Here is a 25,635-nt window from a genome sequence, read left to right as displayed (position 1 = left end):
TTATTCGGTTTTAGTTTTGTTTAACCAACTTTTCCAAGTGTAAAAAGATGGCCTCGCATTTCCATTTTGATCAATAAAACCTGTATCTCGCCAAAGCAGAAATAAATCTTGGTAAAGCCCTAAATTTTGAATAGTCACAATGGCAGCATCATAATCTTTGTGGCAAAACCAGATTAACATTTTTGCCTTTTTGTCTTGGCAAAGTTGTGTGATTTTTTTTAAATATTCATTTTGCCATTCAGCTGTTCCTGTTTTATTTAAATTGAATGAAGGAACAACAAGATTCTCAGCTATATAACCAGTTTCTGCAAAAACTAAAGGTTTGGTTGAAGAAAGATTTATAAATTTCTCAAAAAAGTTAGCCGGAAAATTGGCAGGATTTGTATTGCCATTTGCAGATGAACTTACGACTACATAAGGATAAGCGCTTAAAGCAATAAAATCTGTATATTGAACTAATTGACTTGCATAATTATAACCTTCAGTAGATTCATCAACCATAAAACTGACCATAAATGGAATAGTTGGGTGAGTAGCTTTAAATTGCTGATATACTTGTGAAAGAAAGTATTTATAATCATTAAAATTTACCGAATTCCATGTTACGGCATTGCTTTCAACTCCAAAGTTTACATATATTGGATTAAATTCGTCCATTAGATAATTTACATAATTTACATAAGCTGAAATTAAATCAGGATTTGTAAAAGGCAATTGTATCCATTGGTTTTTAATTGCTGCGGAAACAGTTGATTTTTCGTAATAACGTGCTTTTTGAATTCTATTTAAATCTAGTGCTGAAATACTTAAGAAAACTTTTTTACCAACTGCCGTTTTATTTTTTCGTGTTTGAATATCTTGTACAAATTCGGCTGGCATAGTAGTATTGGTAAAAGCTTCTTGATACGGAATTCCGTCATCAAAATGATGCGAAACAATATCACAATTGGTATTGATAAATTCGTATGATTTATTTACTTCGTCTATTGTGAAATCGGCTGGCCATGGCGTGACACCCATATAAAAGCTTCTTTTCTCAACTTCGATAGGATTTGTATCGTCATTTGAAGAACATGCCATTAGCAAAACTGAAAAAAGAAAAAATAACTTATTTTTCATTTATTTGAAAATGAGATTATTGAAGTAAAAATACAAATTTATTTCTAATTGAATTATTTTTTCTCAATCCAAAGTCTTGCATTGACAAAAGCTTCAATCCAAGGCGATACTTCATCTTTTTTATCGGTTGGATAATATGCCCAATTCCAAGGAAATGTTGAACGCTCAATGTGTGGCATCATGACCAAATGTCTTCCAGTTTTGTCGCATAGCATTGCCGTATTGAAATCGGAACCATTTGGATTAGCTGGATAGCCTTCATAAGCATACTTGGCAACGATATTGTATTTTTCTTCAGTGTAAGGCAATTTGAATTTTCCTTCACCATGCGAAATCCAAACTCCAAGAGTTGTTCCAGCTAAGGTATTTAACATCACCGAATGATTTTCTTGAATCGTTACCGATGTAAAACCGCTTTCGTGTTTGTGTGAATCGTTATGATGCATTTTTCCATGAACTTCATGTTCCGGATTGATTAATTCTAATTCCATAAACAACTGACATCCATTGCAAATTCCAACTGATAAAGTATCTTCACGCTCAAAGAATTTTTTCATAGCAATGTTTGCTTTTTCGTTGTATTTGAATGCTCCAGCCCAACCTTTAGCCGAACCCAAAACATCCGAATTTGAGAATCCACCAACAGCTCCAATAAACTGAATGTCTTCCAAAGTTTCTCTTCCCGAAATCAAATCGGTCATGTGAACGTCTTTTACATCAAATCCAGCTAAGTACATTGCATTTGCCATTTCACGCTCAGAATTACTTCCTTTTTCACGAATAATAGCTGCTTTCGGACGAGGTTTTGTTGTATCAATCACAGGTTTCAATCCTGTAAAATGAGTAGGAAATTTATATGCTAAAGCTTGTTGACCTAAATTATCAAAACGCTCTTTAGCTTTGTTATTTTTGGTTTGTTTTTGGTCGAGTAGGAAAGAGGTTTCAAACCAATTTTTTCTGAAACTTGAAACCTGAAACTTGAAACTATCAATTTCTAAAACATCAGAACTTTCAACCGAACCAATCTTGAAAATCTCCATTCCTTCAAATGCTTTTTCAAAAACAGCATCGTCTTTTGCTTGAAGCACAATTCCGATATTTTCTGCAAATAGAATTTTGACTAAATCTTTTTCTTTGAAAGCATCAAAAGAAATTTTAGCACCCAAATTCACATCAGCAAAACACATTTCTAATAAAGTTGTGATTAATCCACCGCTTCCAATATCGTGTCCTGCAACAATTTGTCTATCTTTTATTAAATCTTGAATAGTATTAAATGCCTTCTTGAAAAATGCAGCATCTTTAATCGTTGGAGTTTCTGAACCAATTTTATTTAAGGTTTGAGCAAACGAACTTCCACCCAATTTAAAATCATCTTGTGATAAATTGATGTAGTAAATCGAACCTTTGTTTCTTTGTAAAACTGGTTCCACCACTTTAGTAATATTTGAACAATTTCCAGCAGCCGAAATAATCACAGTTCCTGGAGCAATTACTTCATCATTCGGATATTTTTGTTTCATAGAAAGCGAATCTTTTCCAGTCGGAATATTGATTCCCAATTCGATAGCAAATTCTGAGCAAGCTTCAACTGCTTCATACAATCTTGCATCTTCACCTTCATTTTTACACGCCCACATCCAGTTAGCAGAAAGTGAAACCGATTTCAAATTGTCTTTTAAAGGAGCAAAAACGATGTTTGATAAAGCTTCCGCAATCGCATTTCTACTTCCAGCTTTTGGGTCAATCAATGCCGAAATAGGAGCGTGCCCAATAGAAGTTGCAATTCCTTCTTTACCATTATAATCTAATGCCATCACACCAACATTATTCAATGGCAATTGTAAGGGTCCAGCGCATTGTTGTTTGGCTACTTTTCCACCAACACAACGATCCACTTTATTGGTCAACCAATCTTTACAAGCAACAGCTTCTAGTTTTAAAACTTCTTCTAAATACAATGGAATATTTTCTTGAGAATAGGCTAAATCACTATAATTTCTAACAATAGTTTTGTCAGTCATAATCGTTTTTGGCGAACTTCCGAAAAAGTCTTCCAAGGCATAATCCATTGGTTTTGCACCAGTAGTTTTCGACTCAAAAGTAAATCGATGGTCGTTAGTAACATCACCAACTTGATACATTGGAGAACGTTCTCTGTCAGCAATTTTTTGAAGCGTTTCGATATCTTTTTTACCAATAACCAATCCCATACGTTCTTGTGATTCGTTACCAATAATTTCTTTAGCAGAAAGCGTTGGATCACCAACAGGCAATTTATCTAAATCAATTAATCCGCCAGTTTCTTCTACTAATTCAGACAAACAATTCAAATGTCCACCAGCACCGTGATCGTGAATAGAAACAATCGGATTGTTATCGCTTTCTACCAATCCACGAATGGCATTGGCAGCACGTTTTTGCATTTCAGGATTCGAACGTTGAATAGCATTCAATTCAATTCCAGAACCAAATGCACCAGTATCAGCAGACGAAACCGCAGCTCCACCCATTCCAATTCTATAATTTTCACCACCAAGAATTACGATTTTATCACCTTCTTGCGGTTTCTTTTTTATGGCTTGATCTAATTTTCCGTAACCAATTCCACCCGCTTGCATGATTACTTTATCGTAACCAAGTTTTCTGTTTTGCTCATTATGTTCAAAAGTCAAAACCGAACCAGTAATCAAAGGTTGACCGAATTTATTTCCAAAATCGGAAGCTCCGTTAGATGCTTTTATCAAAATATCCATTGGCGTTTGATACAACCAAGGACGTTCTGCCATAGCTTCTTCATATTTTCGATTGTTAGTCAACCTTGAATACGATGTCATGTAAACCGCAGTTCCAGCTAAAGGAAGTGAACCTTGTCCACCAGCTAATCTATCTCTAATTTCTCCACCAGAACCAGTTGCAGCACCATTAAAAGGTTCAACAGTTGTTGGGAAATTATGGGTTTCTGCTTTTAAAGAAAGTACAGAATCAAATGCTGATTCTTGGTAAAAATCAGGTTTGTCAGCACTTTTAGGAGCAAACTGTGTCACTTTCGGACCTTTTACAAAAGCCACATTATCTTTATAAGCCGAAACAATATCGTTCGGATTTTCAGAAGATGTTTTCTTAATCAATTTGAAAAGAGAAGTTTCTTTTTCAACGCCATCAATGATAAATGTTCCGTTGAAAATTTTATGACGACAATGTTCGGAATTGGCTTGTGAAAACGCAAAAATCTCTGAATCCGTAAGTTTTCTGTTTAGTTTTTTAGATAGATTTTCTAAATAAATTACTTCTTCATCATTTAAAGCCAAACCTTCTTGTTTATTGTAAGATGAAATATCTTCTATCTCCAAAATCGCTTCTGGTTGAATGTTAATAGTAAAAATATCTTGATTTAACTCTGTATATTTTTGCGAAAGCATAGGATCAAAATCCGAAAAGTCACCAGATACTTTTTCGAATTCTTCAATTCTGATGATGCCTTCGATTCCCATATTTTGAGTAATTTCAACAGCATTGGTACTCCAAGGCGTAACCATTGCGGCACGTGGACCAACAAAAAAATCCGCAAGTACGGATTTATTTATTTTATGTGCGTTGCCAAATAACCAATTTAATTTTGAGATAGTTTCTGCCGAAAGTTCATTGTGCGTTTGCACAGCAAAAACAGTAGCGGTTTCGTTTCCGAAAAAGTGAATCATTGTGTTGTGTTGTTGCGGTAGAGACAAGTCATTGACTTGACTATACGATGTTGTGGTGCAAATTTAGGTTAAATTGTATGTAGTGCCAAATAAGAAATAAATAGTTTTTAACGAGTTTTTGACAATTTATAGAAAATGAAAAATAGCCATTTTAATGATGACGATTTAATTATAAAAATATAAATATTTTTTTATTCAGCTATAAACTGATAGGCACCGATATCAGAATTTGTGCTTCCAACTGTAGGTCTTGGATGATTGAGAATGTCTGAAAATGTTGAATATAAGGGGTTAGCTTTCCCAATTGCAGGAGAATCCTCCATAATTTTTAATATGTTTCTATTCAAATTTAGAAATTTTGGATCCTTATTTTTTATATTTCCCAATTGTTGGTTACGAACATCATTATAATATGTATTTGAAGCTAATTGAGTATTGATTTCATTAAATTTCACCAAACAATTTTCAAATTTAGGATTAAAAATTTCTGCTAATTTTTTCTCAATAGACAATTCAATATTGTTATTTCCATAAATAATGCAGTTTTTAAAATCAGCTTTTACTAAATTACTATAATATATTTCTGTTTTTGTTTCAAAATAATCATTAATTATGATTGCTACTTGAGTTGTGCTATTCCAGTTGTTATTAAATGTGCAATGTATGAAATCATAACTTCCGCCTAAAGTTGCACCTAAACAAGCTTGACCAGCAGTATTTATTACAAGATTACTTCCAGTTATATTTGATTTTCTTGCTAAAATTCCAAAATCGGAGCAATCATAAATTTGTGAATTTTTGATTACTAAGTTAGGAGTGTTATTATTAATATTAGAAAGAACAAATAGACCTACAGTTGCATTTTTTAAAGTTAAATAATCAATTTCATTAGTAATACCAGATGCAGAACCAGATAAAATAAAAATTGTTCCCCATTGCCCGGGAACATTTTCATAAATTGGCTCTAATCGATCACCTTCAAAAGTAACTTCTCTACGATTAGTAATATTCCCTTCAGAGTCAGTTTCATTTAATTCTCCTTGAATATCAATTTTGGCACCATTATCAACAATCAATGCTGCTCCATAATGAAAATATACTTGTGCTCCAGGTTCAATAATCAATGTTGAACCATTCGGAACGACAGCATTTCCATAAACAACATAGGGTTTGTCTTTTTTCCAAATAAGCTCATCACCAACTAAAGTATGACCTCTTAAAGGTTTATCTTCATCATCAACAAAACCATTTACGCTTATTGTTTCATATAATTTAGTATTTAAATCTCTATTTGGTTTAATAAAAATGACATCTCGAACTAAGGTCACTAAATCAACGCTTTGTTGATTAGTTCCAACATCGAAAAGAATTTTGTCATTATAAGTAAAATCAGATTCAGTTTCAGTAATATTTACTGTAGTTTCAATAAAAATATATAAACTATCATTGGCTAATAATTCAACATTTTCAAAGGAACGGTTGTTTTTTCCAGTCATTCCATCAACTGTAATTCTGTATTTAGAATCAGTTTTACCTAATTTAATTTCAGGAATTCTAATATCATTGTTACTTCTATTATAAACTTTTAATTGATAGGTACTTGAACCAATGTTTGCAAAAATAGTATCCAAATAAACCGTTTTGGCTGAAAACTCTAAACCTCCGGTACTTGGAACTGTTTCAAAGTCGGTTCTACAAGATGTTAGACTAATAAATAGACCGAAAAGAAGTATAATTATTGAATTACGCATATAAATTTTGAATTTGTGTAAAAATAGTAAATAAATAGATAATTAGAAAATCAATCATAATAACGTTAATTAAACTTTTTTAGTCTAGCAATTTTACCTAAATATGTTTTATTTTTACGCAAAAATATGAATCAATGAGTTTTGATAAAGAAAAAATGCTCCAACTTTGCAATGAATGGTCTAAAAATACCTTGATGGAAACATTAGAAATTGAATATATTGATGCCGGCGAAGATTTTTTAGTTGCTACAATGCCTGTAAATTCAAGAGTGCATCAACCAATGGGTTTATTGCATGGTGGAGCAAGTGTTGCCTTAGCTGAAAGTGTTGGTAGTGCTGCATCTATTATGTTTGTCAATCCTGAAAAACAAGAAGTACGAGGCATTGAAATTTCTGCTAATCATGTTAGAAGTAAGAGAGAAGGAATGGTTACAGCGACAGCTAAAATTCTTCATAAAGGAGCAAGTATTCATCTTTGGGAAATTAGAATTGTAGATGAAGCAGACAGATTAATATCGTTATGTAAATTAACAAATATGATTTTACCAAGCAAAGGACGATGAGCGAATTATTCAACAAAATAAAAGTTCAATTTGAAAACAATTTGCCTTTTGCTGTTTATTGCAAACCAAGTTCTAATCGAATAATTGCGCTTTTGCAACATGATAATTCGTATCAAAAGGTTAGTAAAACAAACACAAGTGGTTTTATTTTCACTTCATTTGATGGAAAATCAAGTTGTTTAATTCCAAAAAATAATTCCAATGTTATTGTTGAAATAGTTGATGATTCCACTTTTTTTCTTCAAAAAAATCGCCGAAATGAAATTGATGATGAAGTAAAAAGAAACTATGAAAACCTTATTCAAAAAGGAATAGATGCTATTAAAAATAATGAATTTGAAAAAGTAGTTTTATCTCGAAAAGAAAAAGTTGCCATCAGAAAATTTGATATTGAAACCACCTTTTATAATTTAATTCAAAATTATGAAACGGCTTTCAAGTATTGTTTTTATCATCCCGAAATTGGTTTGTGGATGGGAGCATCACCAGAACAATTTTTAAAAGTTGATAATGATGTGATTAAAACCGTTGCATTAGCTGGAACGCAGTTATTTCCTGAAAATAATAAAGTTAGCTGGAAAGAAAAAGAAACACAAGAACAACAAATCGTAACAGATTTTATTGTAAAAAGTTTGCAAAAATATGTTACTAATGTCTCTGTTTCAAGCCCGTTTACACAACGGGCAGGTAATTTGGCACACATAAAAACTGATATTGAAGCCAAGATTACCAACATTTTTGATTTAGATAAAATTATTGAATCTTTGCATCCAACTCCAGCTGTTTGTGGGTTTCCAAAAGAAATAGCAAAAAAATTTATAATCGAAAATGAAGGCTATGACAGGGAATTCTACACTGGTTTTATGGGTGAATGGAACAAAAATTTCCTAACTTGGGAAGATTTAAAGTTTGATTTATTTGTAAATTTAAGATGCATGAAAATCGAACTATTACCTAATGGCGAAATGGCTGAAGCGACATTATTTATTGGCGGCGGTATAACCAAAGATAGTATTCCTGAAAATGAATATTTGGAAACAGTGAATAAGTCTATGACGATGAAAAAAGTGTTGTAGAGGTAAGGAGATACAAAATACGAGTTACGAAGTATAAAAATAAAGTTATAAAATATGAAGTTAGATATATTGGCTTTTGGCGCGCATCCTGATGATGTTGAGTTGAGTTGTAGTGGAACTATTGCCAAAGAAATTTCTCTTGGAAGAAAAGTTGGGATTGTCGATTTGACTCGTGGTGAATTAGGAACGCGTGGTTCGGCTGAAATTCGTGATATTGAAGCTGCCAATGCTGCCATAATTCTAGGAGTTCATGTTAGAGAAAACTTGAATATGCGTGATGGTTTTTTTATAAATGATGAAAAACACCAACTTGAAGTTATCAAAATGATTCGTAAATACAAACCTGAAATTGTATTGTGCAACGCAATCGATGACAGACATATTGACCATTCAAAAGGAAGTAGATTGGTTTCAGATGCATGTTTTTTATCGGGTTTAAGAAGAATTGAAACACAATTAGATGGTGTAAATCAAGAAGCTTGGCGACCAAAAGTAGTTTATCATTATATTCAATGGAAAGTTTTAGAACCAGATTTTGTGGTTGATATTACAGGTTTTATGGATATTAAAGAACAATCAATTTTGGCTTACAGTTCTCAGTTTTATGACCCAAATTCAAAAGAACCTGAATCGCCAATTAGTTCCAAAAACTTTTTAGATAGTGTTCGCTACAGAGCTCAAGATTTAGGTAGAATAGTAGGAGTAGAAAGTGCCGAAGGCTATACGGTTGAAAGATATTTGACTGTCAATAGTTTAAGCGATTTGAGATAAATTTTTCACTTTTTTCTTTGTAAACGTAAAGTTTAATAGTATATTTGCACCCGTATTTATACATGGTGGTTGTAGCTCAGCTGGTTAGAGTATTGGTTTGTGGTGCCGAGGGTCGCCGGTTCGAACCCGGTCAGCCACCCTTAAAAAAGAAAAAGCTCTGAAGAAATTCAGAGCTTTTTTTATGGATTTATTTTTTGATTTTAGTTTAAACTATTTCAGCACTTAATCCAGCTTCGAGTAACTGTGTGCATTTTGGTTTTAGTTCGTCGTATGAGCCTGTTTTTACAGTGCATTTTCCTTTGTAATGAACTAATATAGCACATTGCTCCGCTTGTTCAGACGTATGATCACAAACTCTGATTAGAGTGTCTATTACATGATCAAAAGTATTGACATCATCATTGTACAGCACAATTTCGTTGTTAATTCCAACTAATTCTTCTACTGCAACTTCTTCTTGAACTTTTTCTATTGTACTCATACTTTTAGTTTATAAGTTTAAAAGGTTATAAGTTTAAAAGTTATTTATGGTATTTTAATGAAACCCAATTGTTTCTTTCAAATTTCTTAGCGTATTTCAATCCTTTTTCGGTGCAAGAAGCATCTATAAACGGAATGTCTTCATTGTAAAAACCACTTAGCAAAAGAATTCCGTTCGGGTTTAAACAATCAACATAAGCTTGCATGTCGTTTAGCAAAATATTACGGTTAATATTCGCTATAATTAAATCATAATTCTTACCAGCCAATAGAGCTGCTTCACCTTCATAGACTGAAATGTGGCTGCAATTGTTTCTTTCACAGTTTTCAATCGAATTCAAATAACACCAATTGTCAATATCAATAGCATCAATAGGTTTTGCGCCTTTCATTTCGGCTAAAATAGCTAAAATTGCTGTTCCACAACCCATATCAAGTGTTTTCATATCCGCAACTTCCATTTCTAGAAGATGTTGAATCATCATGTGCGTTGTTTCGTGGTGACCAGTTCCGAAACTCATTTTTGGTTCGATAACTATGTCAAATTCTGCATCAGTTTTTGGATGAAAAGGTGCTCTTACATGACATTTTCCATCAACATCAATTGGCTCAAAGTTTTTTTCCCATTCTTCATTCCAGTTCACTTGATCAATTTCTTCTACTTTGTACGAAATAGTAAATTCAGGTGAATTTAGAATATAAATATCTTCCAGAATAGCTTCACTCCACAAATCTTTTTGGATGTAAGCTGTAATTCCAAATTCGGTTTCAATGAAACTTTCAAAAGGTTTTTCGCCTAATTCAGCAACAAGAATTTCCGAACCAAGTTCTTTTGGTTCAACTGTAAAATGGTAACCTAAATAAATATTTGACATGTTTTTTGTTTTCAATAATTAACGCAAAACAGCGCCTAATTCATTTTCGAAATTCTTCTGTAATTTGTTCATTACCTTGTCGATTTGCTCATCGGTTAAGGTTTTTGAATTATCTTGAATGGTAAAACTTACCGCATACGATTTTTTACCTTCAGGTAAATTTTTACCTTGGTAAACATCAAATAAATTAATGTCTTTCAACAAACTTTTTTCAGTTTGAATAGCAATTTTAAAAACCGATTCAAAGGCAACAGCATCATCTACTAATAAGGCTAAATCTCTACGAACTTCGGGATATTTAGGAATATCAGTAAACTTGATTTTGGTAGAAACCAATTTCAAAACACTTGCCCAATTAAAATCGGCATAAAGCACTTCTTGTTTGATATCGAAATGTTTTAGAATTGATTTTTTTAATGTTCCAAATTCAACCAAAGTTTCGGCTCCAACAGTCAAAGCAATTCCTTCTGCAAAAACATCTGAAGTTACGGGTTGGTTTTTTGTTTTTTCAATTCCCAAACGTGATAGGATAGAAGTTACATAACTTTTGAATAAAAAGAAATCTGATTTTGCTTGAGGATTGGTCCAACTTTCTGCATTTCTATTTCCAGAAACGGTTAACGATAAATGCTTGTTTTCAACAAAACCTTCTTCTAATTTATGGTACGATTTACCAAACTCAAACAATTTTAAGTCTGAATTTCTTCTATTTATATTGTATGAAACCGCTTCTAAAGCAGAAAAAAGCAATGATTGACGCATTGTTGACAAATCGTTACTCAAAGGATTTAGCATTGTAACGTTATGTTCTTCTTTCAGCATTTCAGATAGTTGAACGTAATCTTGCGATGTTAATGAGTTGGCCATCATTTCGTTAAAACCTAACGAGTTTAATTGTGTTGCAATTATATTTTGCAATTTATAATCTTCTGTTCTACTTGAATTAGAAACAGTTGCGTTTAATTTTTTTGAGAAAGTAATATTGTTATATCCATAAACTCTCAAAATTTCTTCGATTACATCAATTTCTCTTTGAACATCAACTCTATATGATGGAATTATCATTCCTAAACCAGCATCGGTAACACTTGTAACTTTAATATCAAGAGAAGCCAAAATCTTTTTGATAATTTCTTTTGGTAATTCTTGACCAATTAACTTTGCTGTTTTTTCAAAATTTAGAAAAACAGGAAAATCTTCCACTTTTTTAGGATAAATATCAATCACATCCGAAGTTATTTCACCACCAGCAACTTCTTGAATTAAAAGAGCTGCTCGTTTCAACGCATATTCAGTTAAGTTCACATCAATTCCTCTTTCAAAACGGAAAGACGAATCGGTACTCAACGTGTGACGTTTAGCCGTTTTACGAATACTAACTGGGTTAAAATAAGCACTTTCTAAGAAAATATTATTGGTTATTTCAGTTACACCTGAATTTTGTCCGCCAAAAACACCTGCAATACACATTGGTCCTTTTTCGTCACAAATCATTAAATCTTCTTCATGTAAACTTCTTTCAATTCCGTCTAGAGTTGTAAATTTTGTTCCTGTTGGAACCGTTTTCACGATCACTTTTCCAGAAATTTTTGAAGCATCAAAAGCATGTAAAGGTTGACCAATTTCGTGTAAAACATAATTAGTAACGTCAACAATATTATTTTTAGGATTCAATCCGATTGCTTTCAATCTATTTTGAAGCCATTCAGGAGATTCTTTTATAGTAATTCCTGAAATTGTAACACCACAATATCTTGGTGCAAGTTTGGCATCTTTTACATCAACATCAATTTTTAAAGTTCTTTTATCAACTCTAAAATTGCTAACCGATGGCGTAATAAGTTCAACAGAAACACCGCTTTGAATTAATCCAGCGCGCAAATCTCTTGCTACACCAAAATGACTCATGGCATCAGCACGATTAGGCGTTAAACCAATTTCAAATACTTCATCATTTTCAATTTTGAAAACAGTTGCAGCTGGAGTTCCAGGTTTTAAATTTTCATCTAAAACCATAATTCCTTCATGGCTTGAACCAAGACCTAATTCGTCTTCAGCACAAATCATTCCGTGGCTTTCTTCGTCACGAATTTTCCCTTTTTTGATTTGAAATGATTCTCCTTCTTTAGTATATAAGGTTGTTCCAATTGTAGCAACAGGAACTTTTTGTCCAGCTGCCACATTTGCCGCACCGCAAACAATTTGAATAGGTGTTCCAGTTCCAATATCAACTGTTGTAACTTTTAATCTGTCTGCATTTGGATGTTGCACACACGTTAGGACATGCCCAACTACAATGCCTTCTAATCCGCCTTTTACCGATTGGTATTTTTCTACTACTTCAACTTCAAGTCCTAGATCGGTAAGAAGTGCTGCTGTTTCGTCTGATTTCCAGTCTATTTTTATAAATTGTTTTAACCAATTGTATGAAATCTTCATCGTATTCGAATAATTTTAGAGTTGGCAAAGATAAGTATTGTAATTTTTAGTTTAAAATATATTTAGGTCAAATAATTATTTCTTTTGCTTTACCAAAATCATTATTTTTTACCATTATTTTTATGTATAATGTAATTTAATGTTGTTAAAATTTTACATAGTACAATTTTGTGCTATAATTTGAACAAAAAGTGCTATTTTAAGAATTTGGTTAAAACTACTTTTGGATAAATCAAAAAATTAAAATTATGAGTAATTTAGTTCAAAGACCACAATTAAAAGAAAAGTATGATAATTACATCAACGGAAAATGGACTGCGCCATCTACAGGTCAGTACTTTGAAGTTGTTTCACCTGTTGATGGAAAATTATTGGCAAAAGCGGCACATTCGGCCAAAATGGATATTGAAATGGCTGTTGATGCCGCTCACAATGCATTCAAATCTTGGAGTGAAACTTCTGCAACAGAAAGAAGTATTATCTTAAATAAAATTGCAGATAGAATAGAAGCCAATTTAGAGCACATCGCTATCGTTGAAACACTTGACAATGGAAAAGCTGTTAGAGAAACTATAAATGCCGATATTCCATTAGCGGTAGATCATTTTAGATATTTTGCAAGTGTAATTCGCGCAGAAGAAGGTTCTATAACAGAATTGGATAAAGATACGGTTTCAATTATTATTAATGAGCCACTTGGTGTTATAGCACAAATTATTCCTTGGAATTTCCCAATTTTGATGGCGGTTTGGAAACTTGCACCGGCTTTAGCAGCAGGAAATTGTGTGGTTCTTAAACCAGCAGAAAGCACGCCAATATCTATTATGGTTTTGATGGAAATAATTGGAGATTTACTTCCAGCAGGTGTTATTAATGTTGTAAATGGTTTTGGAGCAGAATTAGGTAGAACTTTGGTAACTAACCCTAAAGTTGCTAAAGCTGCCTTCACTGGTTCAACCGCTACAGGTAGAATGGTAATGCAATATGCTACTGAAAATATTATTCCAGTAACACTTGAATTAGGCGGAAAATCACCAAATATTTTCTTTCCATCGGTTATGGATGAAGATGATGCTTTTTTAGATAAAGCTGTTGAAGGTGCAGTTCTTTTTGCATTTAATCAAGGTGAAGTTTGTACTTGTCCTTCACGCCTTTTAATTCATGAAGATATATATGATAAATTCATCGAAAGAGTATTACAACGTGTAAAAGATATTAAAGTTGGAAATCCACTTGATCCAACAGTAATGATGGGTGCTCAAGCTTCTCAAATTCAGAAAGATAAAATTCTTTCATACATCAATTTAGGTAAAGAAGAAGGTGCTGAATTATTATGTGGTGGTGGTGTAAATCATTTGGGCAACGATTTAGAAGGTGGTTACTACATTCAACCAACTTTGTTTAAAGGTCACAACAAAATGAGAATTTTTCAAGAAGAAATTTTTGGACCAGTTTTAGCGGTAACAACTTTCAAAACTACTGAAGAAGCTCTAGAAATTGCAAATGATACTATGTACGGTTTAGGTGCTGGTGTTTGGACACGTGATGCACACGAATTGTATCAAGTTCCTAGAGCGATTCATGCTGGTCGTGTTTGGGTAAATCAATACCATGCATATCCAGCAGGTGCGCCATTTGGTGGATACAAACAATCTGGAATTGGTAGAGAAAATCACAAAATGATGTTAGATCATTACCGTCAAACTAAAAACATGTTGATTTCTTATAACAAAAACAAGTTAGGTTTCTTTTAATAAAATCGTTTGTTAATCAAAAAAGCCACGAATTCAGTATATTTGAAACTCGTGGCTTTCAATTTTATGATAATATGGAAAAAATAAAACGATTAGATGCAACTCAAAAAGCATTAGATTTAATTGATTTTTTAGCTGAAAAATTTGGAGATTTGATGTTTTATCAAGCTGGTGGCTGTTGTGAAGGCACGCAACCGCAATGTTTTGAAAAAGGCGGATTCTATTTGAGATACGAAGATGTTTGTATCGGAACTCTCAAAGATTTTGAATTTTGGCTAGATAAAGATTTATTTGAATACTGGAAACACGCTCACTTTACCTTAGATGTAACTGATGGAATAGGAGCAGGCGGTTTTTCATTGGAAACGCCTTATGGCAAAACTTTTAAAGTGAATTATAGATTGTTTACAGAAGAAGAAAGTGCTAATTTGGAAGATGTAGTTTTAAATAATTCTTAAGAATTAAAATTCATCAACTGATATTGTTTTGGTGTAACACCTTCGTATTTTTTGAATAATCTTATAAAATAGTTACAATCCTCAAAACCAGTTGCATACGAAACTTCATTGATGTGAATATTTGGATTGCTCAATAGTTTTTTGGCATATTTTATTTTTTCATTCAAAATATATTCTATCGGACTCATGCCTAATTCTCTTTTGAAATAGCGGTAAAATGAAGTGGTGCTCATGCAAGCTTTATCGCTTAAGTCTTTCAAATTGATAGTTTCTCGAATATTTTTCTTTATAAACTCTATTGAAGGTGTAATCGGACTGTTACTATCAATAAATTTTTCTTCGTCAAATCGTTTGGCAGTTTGCGTTTGTATAATTCTAATGATTAGTTCTTGCAAAGTCAAGTCTGCAATGGCATCTTTGGTTAAGGAATTACCCATGCATTCTTTAATCAACTTATTAATAGTTCCAGCTAATTCAACATTGTTGTAAAAAAAATAATTCTCGTGATCTAATTTCCAAAGATTGCTTTTTCCTTCTTTTGGATATTTTTCGTTTAAAAAATCTAAAGTATCTGTGATGATTTTATTGTCAATGGCAAGTGCGATACATTGCGTTGGATTTTCTTTAGAAGCTTCAGGAAAATCAATTTTCATTTCAACATTGGATGGAACAATAACCGTTTCTCCTGGCAAATACTCAAAACTTGGCTCGTCAAAAAGATGCATTGTTTTCTTGCCACGAAGCATACTTGTTACCACTAAATCATTGAATTTTAGTGGAACTAAATCTGATTTTTGATAGGTTTCAAAAATATTCAATTCACAATGATCTAATGAAAAAATGGTTCGGTTTTCGACCAAAGTTTTCAATGACTTTTCGTGTGTAAGCGCAGGAGTATTTAGTAATGTTTTAATTGACATTTAGGTAAATTTCTAAAATTTAAAAGTACTAAAAAAACGTTATAGTTTGCAAAAATGAAATTAAATCTTGCTTACTTGTTATAGATTACATTAAAAACCAAGTATTCCGCTTAATTCCTTTAAGCTGATTTCGTAGAGTTTGGTTTGAAATTGTGCATTGCTATAACGAACTAAAGCTTGAACATAATTTAATTGTGCCGTACGATATTCGATAGGAGTAATGGTGCCAATTTTGAATTTTGCTTGCGTAATATCTAGATTTTGTTTGGCGATTTCAGTATTTTTTTCTTCAACTTTTGATAGTTTTAAATTGGTTTGAAAACTCTGAAAAGCCATTGCCAGTTGCGATTGTAAAGCTATTTTTTGCTGATTGATAACAAAATCGGCATTATCAACTTGAAGTTTTGCAACTTTTTCATTTCGATTTTGATTGAAACCACTAAAAATGGGAACGGAAGCATTAATCCCATACACAAAACCTCTTCCTGATGATTGCGTAATAAACCCTAACGATGCCTCTGAACGAGTAAAATTATACCCCGAATTTATTCTTACGGTTGGATAACGCCCAGCTTTTACTTGTTTCAAATTCAATTCGACATTATTATTTTCTAAAATTTGAGCTTGCAATTGCGGATTTTGTTTTTCGGCTAAAGTTTTTAAATCTGCAAAATTTAAGCTTTCATCAACGGCAATTTTATCTTCAACTACAAAATCAGTGGCAATTTCTCTTGCCAAAATTTCATTCAATCTAATTTTTGCATTTTGATATAAATCAAGTTGTTTTAATCTTGAACTTACATCGGTATTCAAATCGACTTGTGCGTTTAATACTTCTAATTTGGCTGCTTTTCCAATAGTATATCTATTTTGAGCAGTAGTTAATCGTTGGTTTGAAATTACGATAGCTGTATCTAGCGCTTTTATTTGTTGTTGTTGTTGCACTAAATCAAAGTAGGTTGCATAAACATCCCCTATTTTAGTAATAATAGCCAGTTTTAATTCAGCTTCGCCTTGTTTTTGCAAAACTTTTAGTTGTTCTCGTCGTGCAAACATTCGCATACCATCAAAAATAGTCCAATCTAATCCAATTCCATAAGTTAAATTATGATTGATGGCATTATCAAGTGTTCTCTCAGTACCATCAGCTTGGACTTGAGTGGTGTTAAATTCACTATTGTTGTTGGTTAATGTGGCATTTACATTTGGTAACATTCCAGCATTTCCTGCAGTTGAATTGGTTTCATCAATTTTCAAATTGTTTTTAGCAATTTTGATTTCATAATTATTTTCCAAAGCAATTTTAACAGCATCTTCAAGTTTCAGCATTTCCTGTGCTTGCGATGAAAATCCTAGTAAAATAAGAAAAAGTAGTTTACCTATTTGTTGCATAATTTTATTTTTCTAATGCTTCTAAATTATCAAATTCTGGGCGATGTTTTCTAGCTTTCGACCACATCAAATAAATAGCTGGTATTATAAAAAGCGTTAATAACAATGAGAACATGGTTCCGCCAACAATAACAATTCCCATTCCCATTCGGCTTGCAGAGGCTGCTCCTAGTGATAATGCAATAGGCAATGCACCAAGCGCAATTGCCAAACTGGTCATCAAAATTGGTCTTAATCGTGCTTCAGAAGCTTCTAAAATAGCGTCATATTTCGATTTTCCTTGTTCGCGTAATTGATTGGCAAATTCAACTATCAAAATTCCGTTTTTAGTTACCAAACCAATAAGCATTACTGTTCCAATTTGACTAAAAATATTCCATGTTTGTCCAAATAACCAAAGCGAAAATAAGGCACCAGCAACCGCCATTGGAACGGTTAAAATTATAATGAATGGATCAATAAAACTTTCAAATTGAGCAGCTAATATCAAGAAAATTAACAATAAAGCTAGTCCAAATGCAAATGAAGTATTAGAACTACTTTCGACAAAATCTCTTGATTCTCCACCTAAATCGGTTGTGAACGAAGCATCCAAAACTTTTGCTTTTATTTCGTCCATTGCATTGATGCCGTCAATCATACTTTTTCCAGGTGCCAAACCAGCCGAAACAGTTGCTGACATGTAACGATTGTTATGAAATAATTGTGGTGGATTGCTCTGTTCTTCAACATCAACAACATTGTCTAATTGGATGAGTTGTCCTTCTTTATTTTTCACAAACATCGATGTTAAGTCGAGTGGTGCATCTCTGTCTTTTTCGTCAAATTGTCCAATTACTTGGTATTGTTTTCCGTCTTTCATAAAATAACCAAAACGCTGACCACTTAATGATAATTGCAATGTTTGCGCAACATCTAAAACGGAAATTCCTAAACTTTCTGCTTTTTTACGATTAATGGTGACATTTATTTCTGGTTTATTAAATTTTAAATTCACATCGACATTAGAAAAGGTTTCATTTTTACCAGCTTCTTCCATAAACTGTGGAATTTTTTCTCTTAATTTTTCAAAAGTTGGTGCTTGAATGATATATTGAATAGGCAAACCACCACGTCTATTAACAGCAATTGTGGGTTGTTCGGAAACATTGACTTTGGCTTGCGGGTATTTTTTTGCCCATTTATTCAAATCATCAACTATTTGTTTTTGCGATTTTTCTCTTTCACTTGGATCAACTAATGCCAACCGTACTCTACCAGTATTGACAGAATTTGATAAAAATCCTGGAGATGTAATTACCAAAGCAATTTTCTTTTCAGGAATAGAATCGTTGATTAACTTAGATAAATCTTGCATAAATCTATCAGTATATTCATAAGTTGATCCTTCGGGCGTTGTTACACTTACAATTCCTAAACTTCTATCGTCGTAGGGTGCGGTTTCTTTGGGCAAAATATTAAAAAACAAGATTATCAAACCGATGCAAACTAAAATTATTGGAAAACTCAACCATTTTCTCTTTAAAAATCCAGTTAATGATGAAGCATAGCCTTTGTTTAAATTAACAAAAAAAGGTTCGGTTAATTCATAGAATTTTGTTTTCTTTTGTACGCCACTTTTCATCAAATAGGCATTCAACATGGGTGTTAATGTAAGCGATACAAAAGCTGAAATTAAAACAGCGGCACCAATGACGACACCAAATTCTCGAAATAATCGTCCCACAAAACCTTCAAGGAAAATAATTGGTAAAAATACTGCAGCTAATGTTACCGAAATTGAAATTACGGCAAAGAAAATTTCGTTTGAACCTTTTATAGCAGCTTCAATTGGCGACATACCTTCTTCGACTTTTTTGAAAATATTTTCGGTAACTACAATTCCGTCGTCAACTACTAATCCTGTTGCTAGAACTATGGCTAATAACGTCAAAACATTGATTGAAAATCCGAAAAGATACATGATGAAAAAAGTAGCAATCAGCGAAACAGGAATGTCAATTAATGGTCTGAAAGCAATAGCCCAATCTCTAAAAAACAAAAAGATAATTAGAATTACTAAAATAATTGAAATCAAAAGTGTTTCAGCTACTTCTACAACCGATTTTTTAATAAAAACAGTAGTGTCTAAGGCAATGTTTAACTTGATGTCACTTGGCAAGTCTTTTTTTAATTTGTCAATTTCTTTATAAAATTGATCGGCTATTTCTAAATAATTAGTTCCAGGTTGTGGTACAACTGCAACTGCAACCATTGGACCTCCTGAAACTGTAAAATTGGTTTCTAAATTTTCTGGCGCTAATGTTGCGTAACCAATATCACTCAATCTGACAGTTTTAGTAGCATCAGAAACTATAATAATATCATTAAATTCTTTTTCGGAAGATAAATTGCCGAGCGTTTTAACCATTAACTCAGTATTGTTTCCTGTGAGTTTTCCTGATGGTAATTCGACATTTTGATTATCTAAAGCTTTTCTAACATCGCTAACGGTTAACCCATACGAATTCAGCTTAATAGGATCCATCCAAATACGCATTGAGTAGCGTTTTTGTCCCCAAATTTGTACACCACTTACACCAGGAATGGTTTGAATCCTTTCGGCAATTACATTTTCGGCATAATCGCTCAGTTCTAAAACATTTTTGGTTTCACTTTGAACTGTCATCGAAATGATAGCGTCTGAATCGGCATCTGCTTTCGAAACTACTGGCGGTGCATCTATATCTTGTGGCAAACTTCTAACAGCTTGAGATACTTTATCACGCACATCATTAGCTGCTTCTTCCAGATTTTTTTCGAGTTTGAACTCAATATTAATATTACTCGAACCTTGGTTACTTGAAGAAGTTATATTTCTAATTCCGTCAATAGAATTTATAGCTTTTTCTAGTGGTTCGGTAATTTGCGACTCAATAATATCGGCGTTGGCACCAGTATAATTGGTTCGAACATTGATTTGCGCAGGATCAATTGAAGGAAATTCGCGAACGCCCAAATAACTGTAACCCAAGATTCCAAAGAGAATAATCAAAAGATTAATCACAATGGTAAAAACAGGTCGTTTTATGCTTAGTGTAGATAAACTCATTAAGATTTTTTATTTCAAAATTACTTTGATGGCATCGTCATTTTTTAGCGACATAACACCAGATGTCAATACAGTGTCGCCAACTTTTAGACCAGAAGTGACAACAATATTTTTATCGGTTCTAGTTAATGTTTGTACCATTATTTCTTTGGCTTTCCCGTTATTGGCTATAAACACTTTTTTTCCACTCTGAACTGGAATTATTGCTTCCGTTGGAATGACGATTGCATCTTTTATAGTTGTTAAAGGCAGTTCGACATTGGCGAAAGTTCCTGGCAAAAGTTTTCCATTTGTATTTTGTGTTATTGCTCTAATACTTAATGTTCTAGTTGTAGTTTCTATTCCTGGTTCAATTGCATAGATTTTAGCATTATATTTTTCTGGCAAACCGTTGACAGTAAATTTTATTTCAGAATTTAATTTGATATCAGAAGCATATTTCTCTGGAATTGAAAAAGTAATTTTTAATGGATTGGTACTCATTAATTTGGCAATTAGCGTTGCAGGCGTAACATAAGTTCCAGGCGAAATGGAACGTAATCCAATTTTGCCCGAAAACGGTGCTCTAACCGAAGTTTTGGCTATTTGAGCACGAATGAGTTGTGTTTGCGATTGAGCCGTTCTAAAATCGGCACTTGCAATATCGTATTCTTCTTGACTTATAGCTTCTTTTTGCAAAAGTAATTTGGCTCTGCGTTCGTTTTCTGATGCTAATGATTGTTTGGTTTGTGCTTGTGCTAATTGTGCTCTGAGTTCCACATCGTTTACTTTGAATAAAAGTTGCCCTTTACTAACCGTTGCACCTTCTTTGAAAGCAATTGTTTCAACAATTCCCGAAACTTCACTTCTAATTTCGATTTGTTCATTAGCTTCTATAGAACCAGATAATGTTAAATCATTTGCAAAATCTTCCGCTTTGGCAACAATTGCTGTAATTCCCATTGGTGGTTTTTTGCCACCTTTGTCTTTTGCTTTATCAGATTCAGAATTGTTTTTTGTGATTCTATAGGCAATTAATCCGCCAAGTGATAGTATAAGTAGTACAATGACAATGTTTTTGACTTTCATAAAATAATAGATAAAGAAGTGTGATTCTCTCTGAAAATTACAGAAGCAACAAATTTACTTTTTATGAAAATAAAATCAGGCTAAATTGAGGTTTATTTAACTTTTTAAATTAAAAGAAAAGATGACTTTAAAGCAATTCTTCAACATGTTTTTTGATGTTTGAAGCAATTTTAGTCATGGGTAAATCATTAGCATCACTACCAAAAGGGTCTTCAATTTCTTCTGCAATTAACTCTAAACTTGCCAATACATAAAAGATGAAAACTACAACTGGAATGACATAATATCCTAAACTAAATACAAACCCGAAAGGCAATGTCATTACAAAAAAGAAGATAAACTTTTTTATAAATGCACTGTATGAATAAGGAATAGGAGTGTTTTTTATACGCTCACAAGCACCACAAATATCTGTAAATGATTGAATTTCGGAATTGATGATAATAAATTGTTCACCTGTTATTTTTCCAGATTTGTATAATTCATTAGCTTTTTTTACTATCATTTTGGCAACCTGATTTGGGCGATGATTATGGTGATTGATTTCTAAATCTAAACCTTCAAAAAGCACCATACTAACTTCTTCATTCAATAAATGTTTAGACAAAACCGAGGAATAAGCTGGAATTACTTTTCTGAAAAATTTTTTGTCATTTTCATCATTTAGCATAACAGAAAGTTTTATTGCCAAATTTCTAGAGTTGTTGACTAATGCACCCCATAGTTTTCTGCCTTCCCACCAACGATCATAGGCTGTGTTAGTTCTATATGCCAATAATAACGAAAGTACAAACCCAACAGTAGTGTGCATTACCGTAAGATTCTTAACATGACTATTTTCTGAAAGTTTCCAATATTCAATTTCAAGATACGCAATACCTGCAGAATATAATCCGATGAAAATCATCATAGGAAGTAATTGCCTGAACGTATCCGATTTGTGAAAACGAAATATAAAAGTAATCCAATCTTTAGGGTTGTATTGTACCATTATTCTTGACTAATTGGAATGAATTTATTAGTATCTCTATCATAAACAAATAGTTGTGGAGTATATTCGCCACCAGTCATCATTACAGCATCGGTTGTAAGAACAAATGGTTCAGAATCTTTTATTACACTAGAACTTTTGGTAACTGTTTTTACTTTAAAATAATCGGTATACGCTTTTCTGTAAGCTAAATAAGGTTCTTTGGTCACTTTGTTTGTCAAGAAAATCAAAATAGAAGAATATTCTTTTTCTACATTATCTAAAATCACTGCAAAATCTTTTAATCCGTCTCCATCATAATCGCCTTTGCAAAGAACATAAGGCGAACGTTGACTGTTTTGAGTTAAATAGTAAGATACATTTTCAAAATATGAATTATCCATAATTGCCTTTTTAATTTTTGAATCAAGAAAAGCAAATTCTTTTAATGAAAAATATTTTTTGTAGCTTTCAAATTCATATTGTTCAACAAAAACTTTTTCTGAAATATAACCTACTGGTTGATCAGAAAGTTTGGTTGGTTTGGTATTGTAAATTGCAACAAAACCGTTCTTTTTTTCATTAGCCAATAGCGTTTCATCACCATTTGTTCCGCCACCTTCTTCATCAAAATAGACACTTTTTGTATAAACTTTTGTGCCAAATTTTAAACTGTCAATTACATTGTTTTGAGCTTCATTTGGAGTTCTTCTTATTAATGCTTTGTTTGCAATAATGTAATTTTCACTTGCATAAAAACCATTTTTTTCAAGTAAATCTTTTTCTTCCGAAGTAATCGAATCCGTTTTGGCAATAGTATCGTTAACCGTTATTGCTGGTTCAATAGCTTTTATTTCTTTTTCTTCATTGTTCATGAAAAAGTAAGCTCCAGCGGCAATTCCAGCAGCAGCAAGAATACCTAATGCTATATATAATTTTGAATTGTTTGGCTTGTTGTCTAATGATTGACTATTTGTAGTGTTTTCCATATTTTTATTATGAGATTATTTTTGTACAAAAATAGTATTTGTTTCAGCTTTTCAAATGCGCTTCATAAAAAAAATGTAAACGTTAATCAAATAGTTTTTAACTAATATAGTTCCAAATACTTTTCTTTTTGCTGATTTCAATAAATACTTGTCGTAGTGTTTGATGTTCAGGTTTTTCCATTGAAGCATCTTCTTTTAAAAGCTTAATTGCATAATTTCTAGCCAATTGAAGAATGTCTTTATCTTTAACCAAATCAGCAATTTGAAGATTTAAAACGCCGCTTTGCTGTTTTCCCATAATATCGCCAGGACCACGAAGTTTCAAATCGACTTCAGAAATTTCAAAACCATCGTTGGTTCTTACCATCGTTTCCATACGTGTTTTGCTATCATTACTAAGTTTGTGGCTCGTCATCAATATGCAATAACTTTGTTCAGCACCACGACCAACACGACCACGCAACTGATGTAATTGTGATAATCCGAAACGCTCAGCACTTTCAATAACCATAACACTTGCATTCGGAATATTTACACCAACTTCAATAACCGTAGTTGCTACCATAATATTTGTTTTTCCATCAGCAAAACGTTTCATTTCAGAATCTTTATCGGCTGGTTTCATTTTGCCATGAACAATCGAAATGGAGTAATCTGGCAAAGGAAAATCCCTCGAAATACTTTCATAACCATCCATCAAATCTTTATAATCCATTTTTTCAGATTCTTGAATAAGTGGATATACGATGTAAATTTGTCTTCCTTTTGCAATTTCATCTTTAAGAAATTTCCAAACTTTTAATCTATTAGAATCGTATCTGTGAACGGTTTGAATTGGTTTTCGTCCAGGTGGCAATTCGTCAATTACTGAAATATCTAAATCGCCATACAAACTCATTGCTAAAGTTCGCGGAATAGGAGTAGCAGTCATCACTAAAACATGTGGTGGAATGTCGTTTTTTTTCCACAATTTACTTCGTTGTTCTACTCCAAAACGATGTTGCTCATCTATAATTGCCAAACCTAAATTTTGAAACTTAACTTTATCTTCTAATAATGCATGCGTTCCAATAAGAATATCTAAAGTTCCATTTTCAAGTTGTTCGTGAATACTAGTTCGGTCTTTTGTTTTGGTTGAGCCAGTTAAAATTTTAATAGTTATATTTTGCGATGATGCCAATCCCGATAATCCATTAAAATGTTGATTAGCAAGAATTTCGGTTGGTGCCATCAAGCAACTTTGAAAACCATTGTCTTTTGCCAAAAGCATGCACATTAAAGCCACAATTGTTTTACCTGAACCAACATCACCTTGTAGTAATCGGTTCATTTGTGCATTGCTACCAAGATCATTTCTAATTTCTTTGAGCACTCTTTTTTGGGCGTTTGTTAAGTCAAATGGCAAATGATTATTGTAAAAATCAGTAAAATTTTCACCTACTTTTTCAAACGGATGTCCTTTTATTTTGTGTTTTCTAATCAGATTTTTGGTGATCAATTGCAATTGAATAAAGAACAATTCTTCAAACTTTAATCGGAATTGAGCTTTGGCTAAAATATCTTGACTTTTAGGAAAATGAATGTTGATTAATGCGTCTTTTTTTGGAATTAATTTCAATTCATCTAACAAATAAGAAGGTAAAGTTTCCGAAAATAAAGTATGCGTTTCAGTAAACAATTGTTGCATCATTTTATTGATGACTTTGTTTGAAATTCCTCTATTACCAAGCTTTTCCGTACTTGGATAAACAGGTTGCATGGCACTTCTAATATTGGCTTTGTGTTCTTCTAGTAATTCCATTTCGGGATGCGCCATGTTGAAGTTTGCTCCAAATTGCGCTACTTTTCCAAAAATCACATAAACGGTATTTAGTTTCAAACTTTCTTTAATCCATTTTTGTCCCTGAAACCACACAAGTTCCATTTCGCCCGTTTCATCAACAAATGTGGCTACTAAACGGGTTTTGGCTTTTCCTTGTTCGACGGTTTTGATATGAATGATTTTGCCAACAATCTGAACTTCAGAATTATTATTTTGAAGTTGATTGATTTTGTAATAACGAGTTCTATCTATATATCTATTTGGAAATAAATTGACTAAATCGCAATATTTATGAATGTTCAATTCCTTGCGCAACAAATCACCACGTTGAGGACCAACGCCTTTAAGATATTCTATTGGAGTATCGAAGAGATTCATATCAATTTCAATGGCAAT

General features: G+C 32.6%; 18 protein-coding genes and 1 tRNA gene. 6 read left to right on the top strand and 13 right to left on the bottom strand.

Annotated elements, in window-relative coordinates; genetic code table 11:
* The 3 genes from O9267_RS08700 to O9267_RS08690 all read right to left on the bottom strand — a co-directional run bounded on the left by O9267_RS08700 (position 1) and on the right by O9267_RS08690 (position 6,571).
* Complete coding sequence (locus tag O9267_RS08700) at positions 1 to 1,119, bottom strand: hypothetical protein (protein WP_298178219.1); 1,119 nt, start codon at positions 1,117 to 1,119, stop codon at positions 1 to 3.
* Between the two features lie 53 nt (positions 1,120 to 1,172).
* Complete coding sequence (purL, locus tag O9267_RS08695) at positions 1,173 to 4,820, bottom strand: phosphoribosylformylglycinamidine synthase (RefSeq protein ID WP_298178217.1); 3,648 nt, start codon at positions 4,818 to 4,820, stop codon at positions 1,173 to 1,175.
* A 191-nt stretch (positions 4,821 to 5,011) separates the two neighbouring features.
* Positions 5,012 to 6,571 (bottom strand): hypothetical protein, encoded by a 1,560-nt coding sequence (locus O9267_RS08690; protein ID WP_298178215.1) that lies wholly within the window; start codon positions 6,569 to 6,571, stop codon positions 5,012 to 5,014.
* 134 nt (positions 6,572 to 6,705) lie between these two features.
* Here O9267_RS08690 and O9267_RS08685 point away from each other — a divergent pair, with 134 nt between their 5' ends.
* The 4 genes from O9267_RS08685 (at position 6,706) to O9267_RS08670 (ending at position 9,120) form a co-directional block, all read left to right on the top strand.
* Positions 6,706 to 7,134, top strand: coding sequence for a hotdog fold thioesterase (locus O9267_RS08685; protein ID WP_298178213.1), 429 nt, complete (start codon positions 6,706 to 6,708; stop codon positions 7,132 to 7,134).
* Positions 7,131 to 8,210: a chorismate-binding protein gene (locus O9267_RS08680; RefSeq protein WP_298178209.1), complete on the top strand. Its 1,080-nt coding sequence runs from the start codon at positions 7,131 to 7,133 to the stop codon at positions 8,208 to 8,210. The genes O9267_RS08685 and O9267_RS08680 overlap by 4 nt, the downstream gene beginning before the upstream one ends.
* A 54-nt stretch (positions 8,211 to 8,264) precedes the next feature.
* Positions 8,265 to 8,981 (top strand): bacillithiol biosynthesis deacetylase BshB1, encoded by a 717-nt coding sequence (gene bshB1 / locus O9267_RS08675; protein WP_298178208.1) that lies wholly within the window; start codon positions 8,265 to 8,267, stop codon positions 8,979 to 8,981.
* A gap of 65 nt (positions 8,982 to 9,046) precedes the next feature.
* A tRNA-His gene (locus tag O9267_RS08670) sits at positions 9,047 to 9,120 on the top strand.
* Positions 9,121 to 9,186: 66 nt separating this feature from the next.
* Here O9267_RS08670 and O9267_RS08665 read toward each other — a convergent pair.
* The 3 genes from O9267_RS08665 to pheT are packed head-to-tail and all read right to left on the bottom strand — an operon-like array spanning position 9,187 to position 12,775.
* Positions 9,187 to 9,462 (bottom strand): ATP-dependent Clp protease adaptor ClpS, encoded by a 276-nt coding sequence (locus tag O9267_RS08665; RefSeq protein WP_298178206.1) that lies wholly within the window; start codon positions 9,460 to 9,462, stop codon positions 9,187 to 9,189.
* Positions 9,463 to 9,502: 40 nt separating this feature from the next.
* Entirely contained in the window at positions 9,503 to 10,336 is an 834-nt protein-coding gene (prmA, locus tag O9267_RS08660; protein WP_298178204.1) for a 50S ribosomal protein L11 methyltransferase, read from the bottom strand.
* A gap of 18 nt (positions 10,337 to 10,354) precedes the next feature.
* Positions 10,355 to 12,775 carry a phenylalanine--tRNA ligase subunit beta gene (pheT, locus tag O9267_RS08655; protein ID WP_298178202.1) on the bottom strand — a complete coding sequence of 807 codons (2,421 nt, stop codon included), beginning with the start codon at positions 12,773 to 12,775 and terminating at the stop codon, positions 10,355 to 10,357.
* Between the two features lie 248 nt (positions 12,776 to 13,023).
* Here pheT and O9267_RS08650 point away from each other — a divergent pair, with 248 nt between their 5' ends.
* Entirely contained in the window at positions 13,024 to 14,529 is a 1,506-nt protein-coding gene (locus O9267_RS08650) for an aldehyde dehydrogenase family protein (protein ID WP_298178200.1), read from the top strand.
* Between the two features lie 74 nt (positions 14,530 to 14,603).
* Positions 14,604 to 14,987, top strand: a complete 384-nt coding sequence (locus O9267_RS08645) for a DUF779 domain-containing protein (RefSeq protein ID WP_298178197.1) — start codon at positions 14,604 to 14,606, stop codon at positions 14,985 to 14,987.
* On the opposite strand, the gene O9267_RS08640 is transcribed toward O9267_RS08645, so the two are convergent.
* From O9267_RS08640 to recG, 7 genes are all read right to left on the bottom strand, one after another.
* Positions 14,984 to 15,907 carry an AraC family transcriptional regulator N-terminal domain-containing protein gene (locus tag O9267_RS08640; protein ID WP_298178195.1) on the bottom strand — a complete coding sequence of 308 codons (924 nt, stop codon included), beginning with the start codon at positions 15,905 to 15,907 and terminating at the stop codon, positions 14,984 to 14,986. The two genes, O9267_RS08645 and O9267_RS08640, sit on opposite strands and share 4 nt — an antisense overlap.
* Positions 15,908 to 15,997: 90 nt before the next feature.
* Positions 15,998 to 17,299 carry a TolC family protein gene (locus tag O9267_RS08635; protein WP_298178193.1) on the bottom strand — a complete coding sequence of 434 codons (1,302 nt, stop codon included), beginning with the start codon at positions 17,297 to 17,299 and terminating at the stop codon, positions 15,998 to 16,000.
* A 4-nt stretch (positions 17,300 to 17,303) separates the two neighbouring features.
* A complete protein-coding gene (locus O9267_RS08630; protein ID WP_298178190.1) occupies positions 17,304 to 20,390 on the bottom strand; it encodes an efflux RND transporter permease subunit in 3,087 nt (1,028 codons plus the stop codon).
* 9 nt (positions 20,391 to 20,399) lie between these two features.
* The gene (locus O9267_RS08625) at positions 20,400 to 21,458 is read right to left on the bottom strand and encodes an efflux RND transporter periplasmic adaptor subunit (RefSeq protein ID WP_298178188.1); all 1,059 of its coding nucleotides are present in this window, start codon (positions 21,456 to 21,458) and stop codon (positions 20,400 to 20,402) included.
* 127 nt (positions 21,459 to 21,585) lie between these two features.
* On the bottom strand, positions 21,586 to 22,449 hold the full coding sequence (locus O9267_RS08620; RefSeq protein WP_298178186.1) for a bestrophin family ion channel: 864 nt from the start codon (positions 22,447 to 22,449) through the stop codon (positions 21,586 to 21,588).
* A complete protein-coding gene (locus tag O9267_RS08615) occupies positions 22,449 to 23,417 on the bottom strand; it encodes a hypothetical protein (protein ID WP_298178184.1) in 969 nt (322 codons plus the stop codon). Before O9267_RS08615 ends, O9267_RS08620 begins: the two co-directional genes overlap by 1 nt.
* A 97-nt stretch (positions 23,418 to 23,514) precedes the next feature.
* Positions 23,515 to 25,617: an ATP-dependent DNA helicase RecG gene (recG, locus tag O9267_RS08610; RefSeq protein WP_298178183.1), complete on the bottom strand. Its 2,103-nt coding sequence runs from the start codon at positions 25,615 to 25,617 to the stop codon at positions 23,515 to 23,517.
* Between the last annotated feature and the right edge of the window lie 18 nt (positions 25,618 to 25,635).

This window comes from Flavobacterium sp., assembly GCF_027531705.1.
In the GTDB taxonomy this organism is placed as follows: Bacteria; Bacteroidota; Bacteroidia; order Flavobacteriales; family Flavobacteriaceae; genus Flavobacterium.
This window is presented reverse-complemented; position numbering and strand designations above follow the sequence as displayed.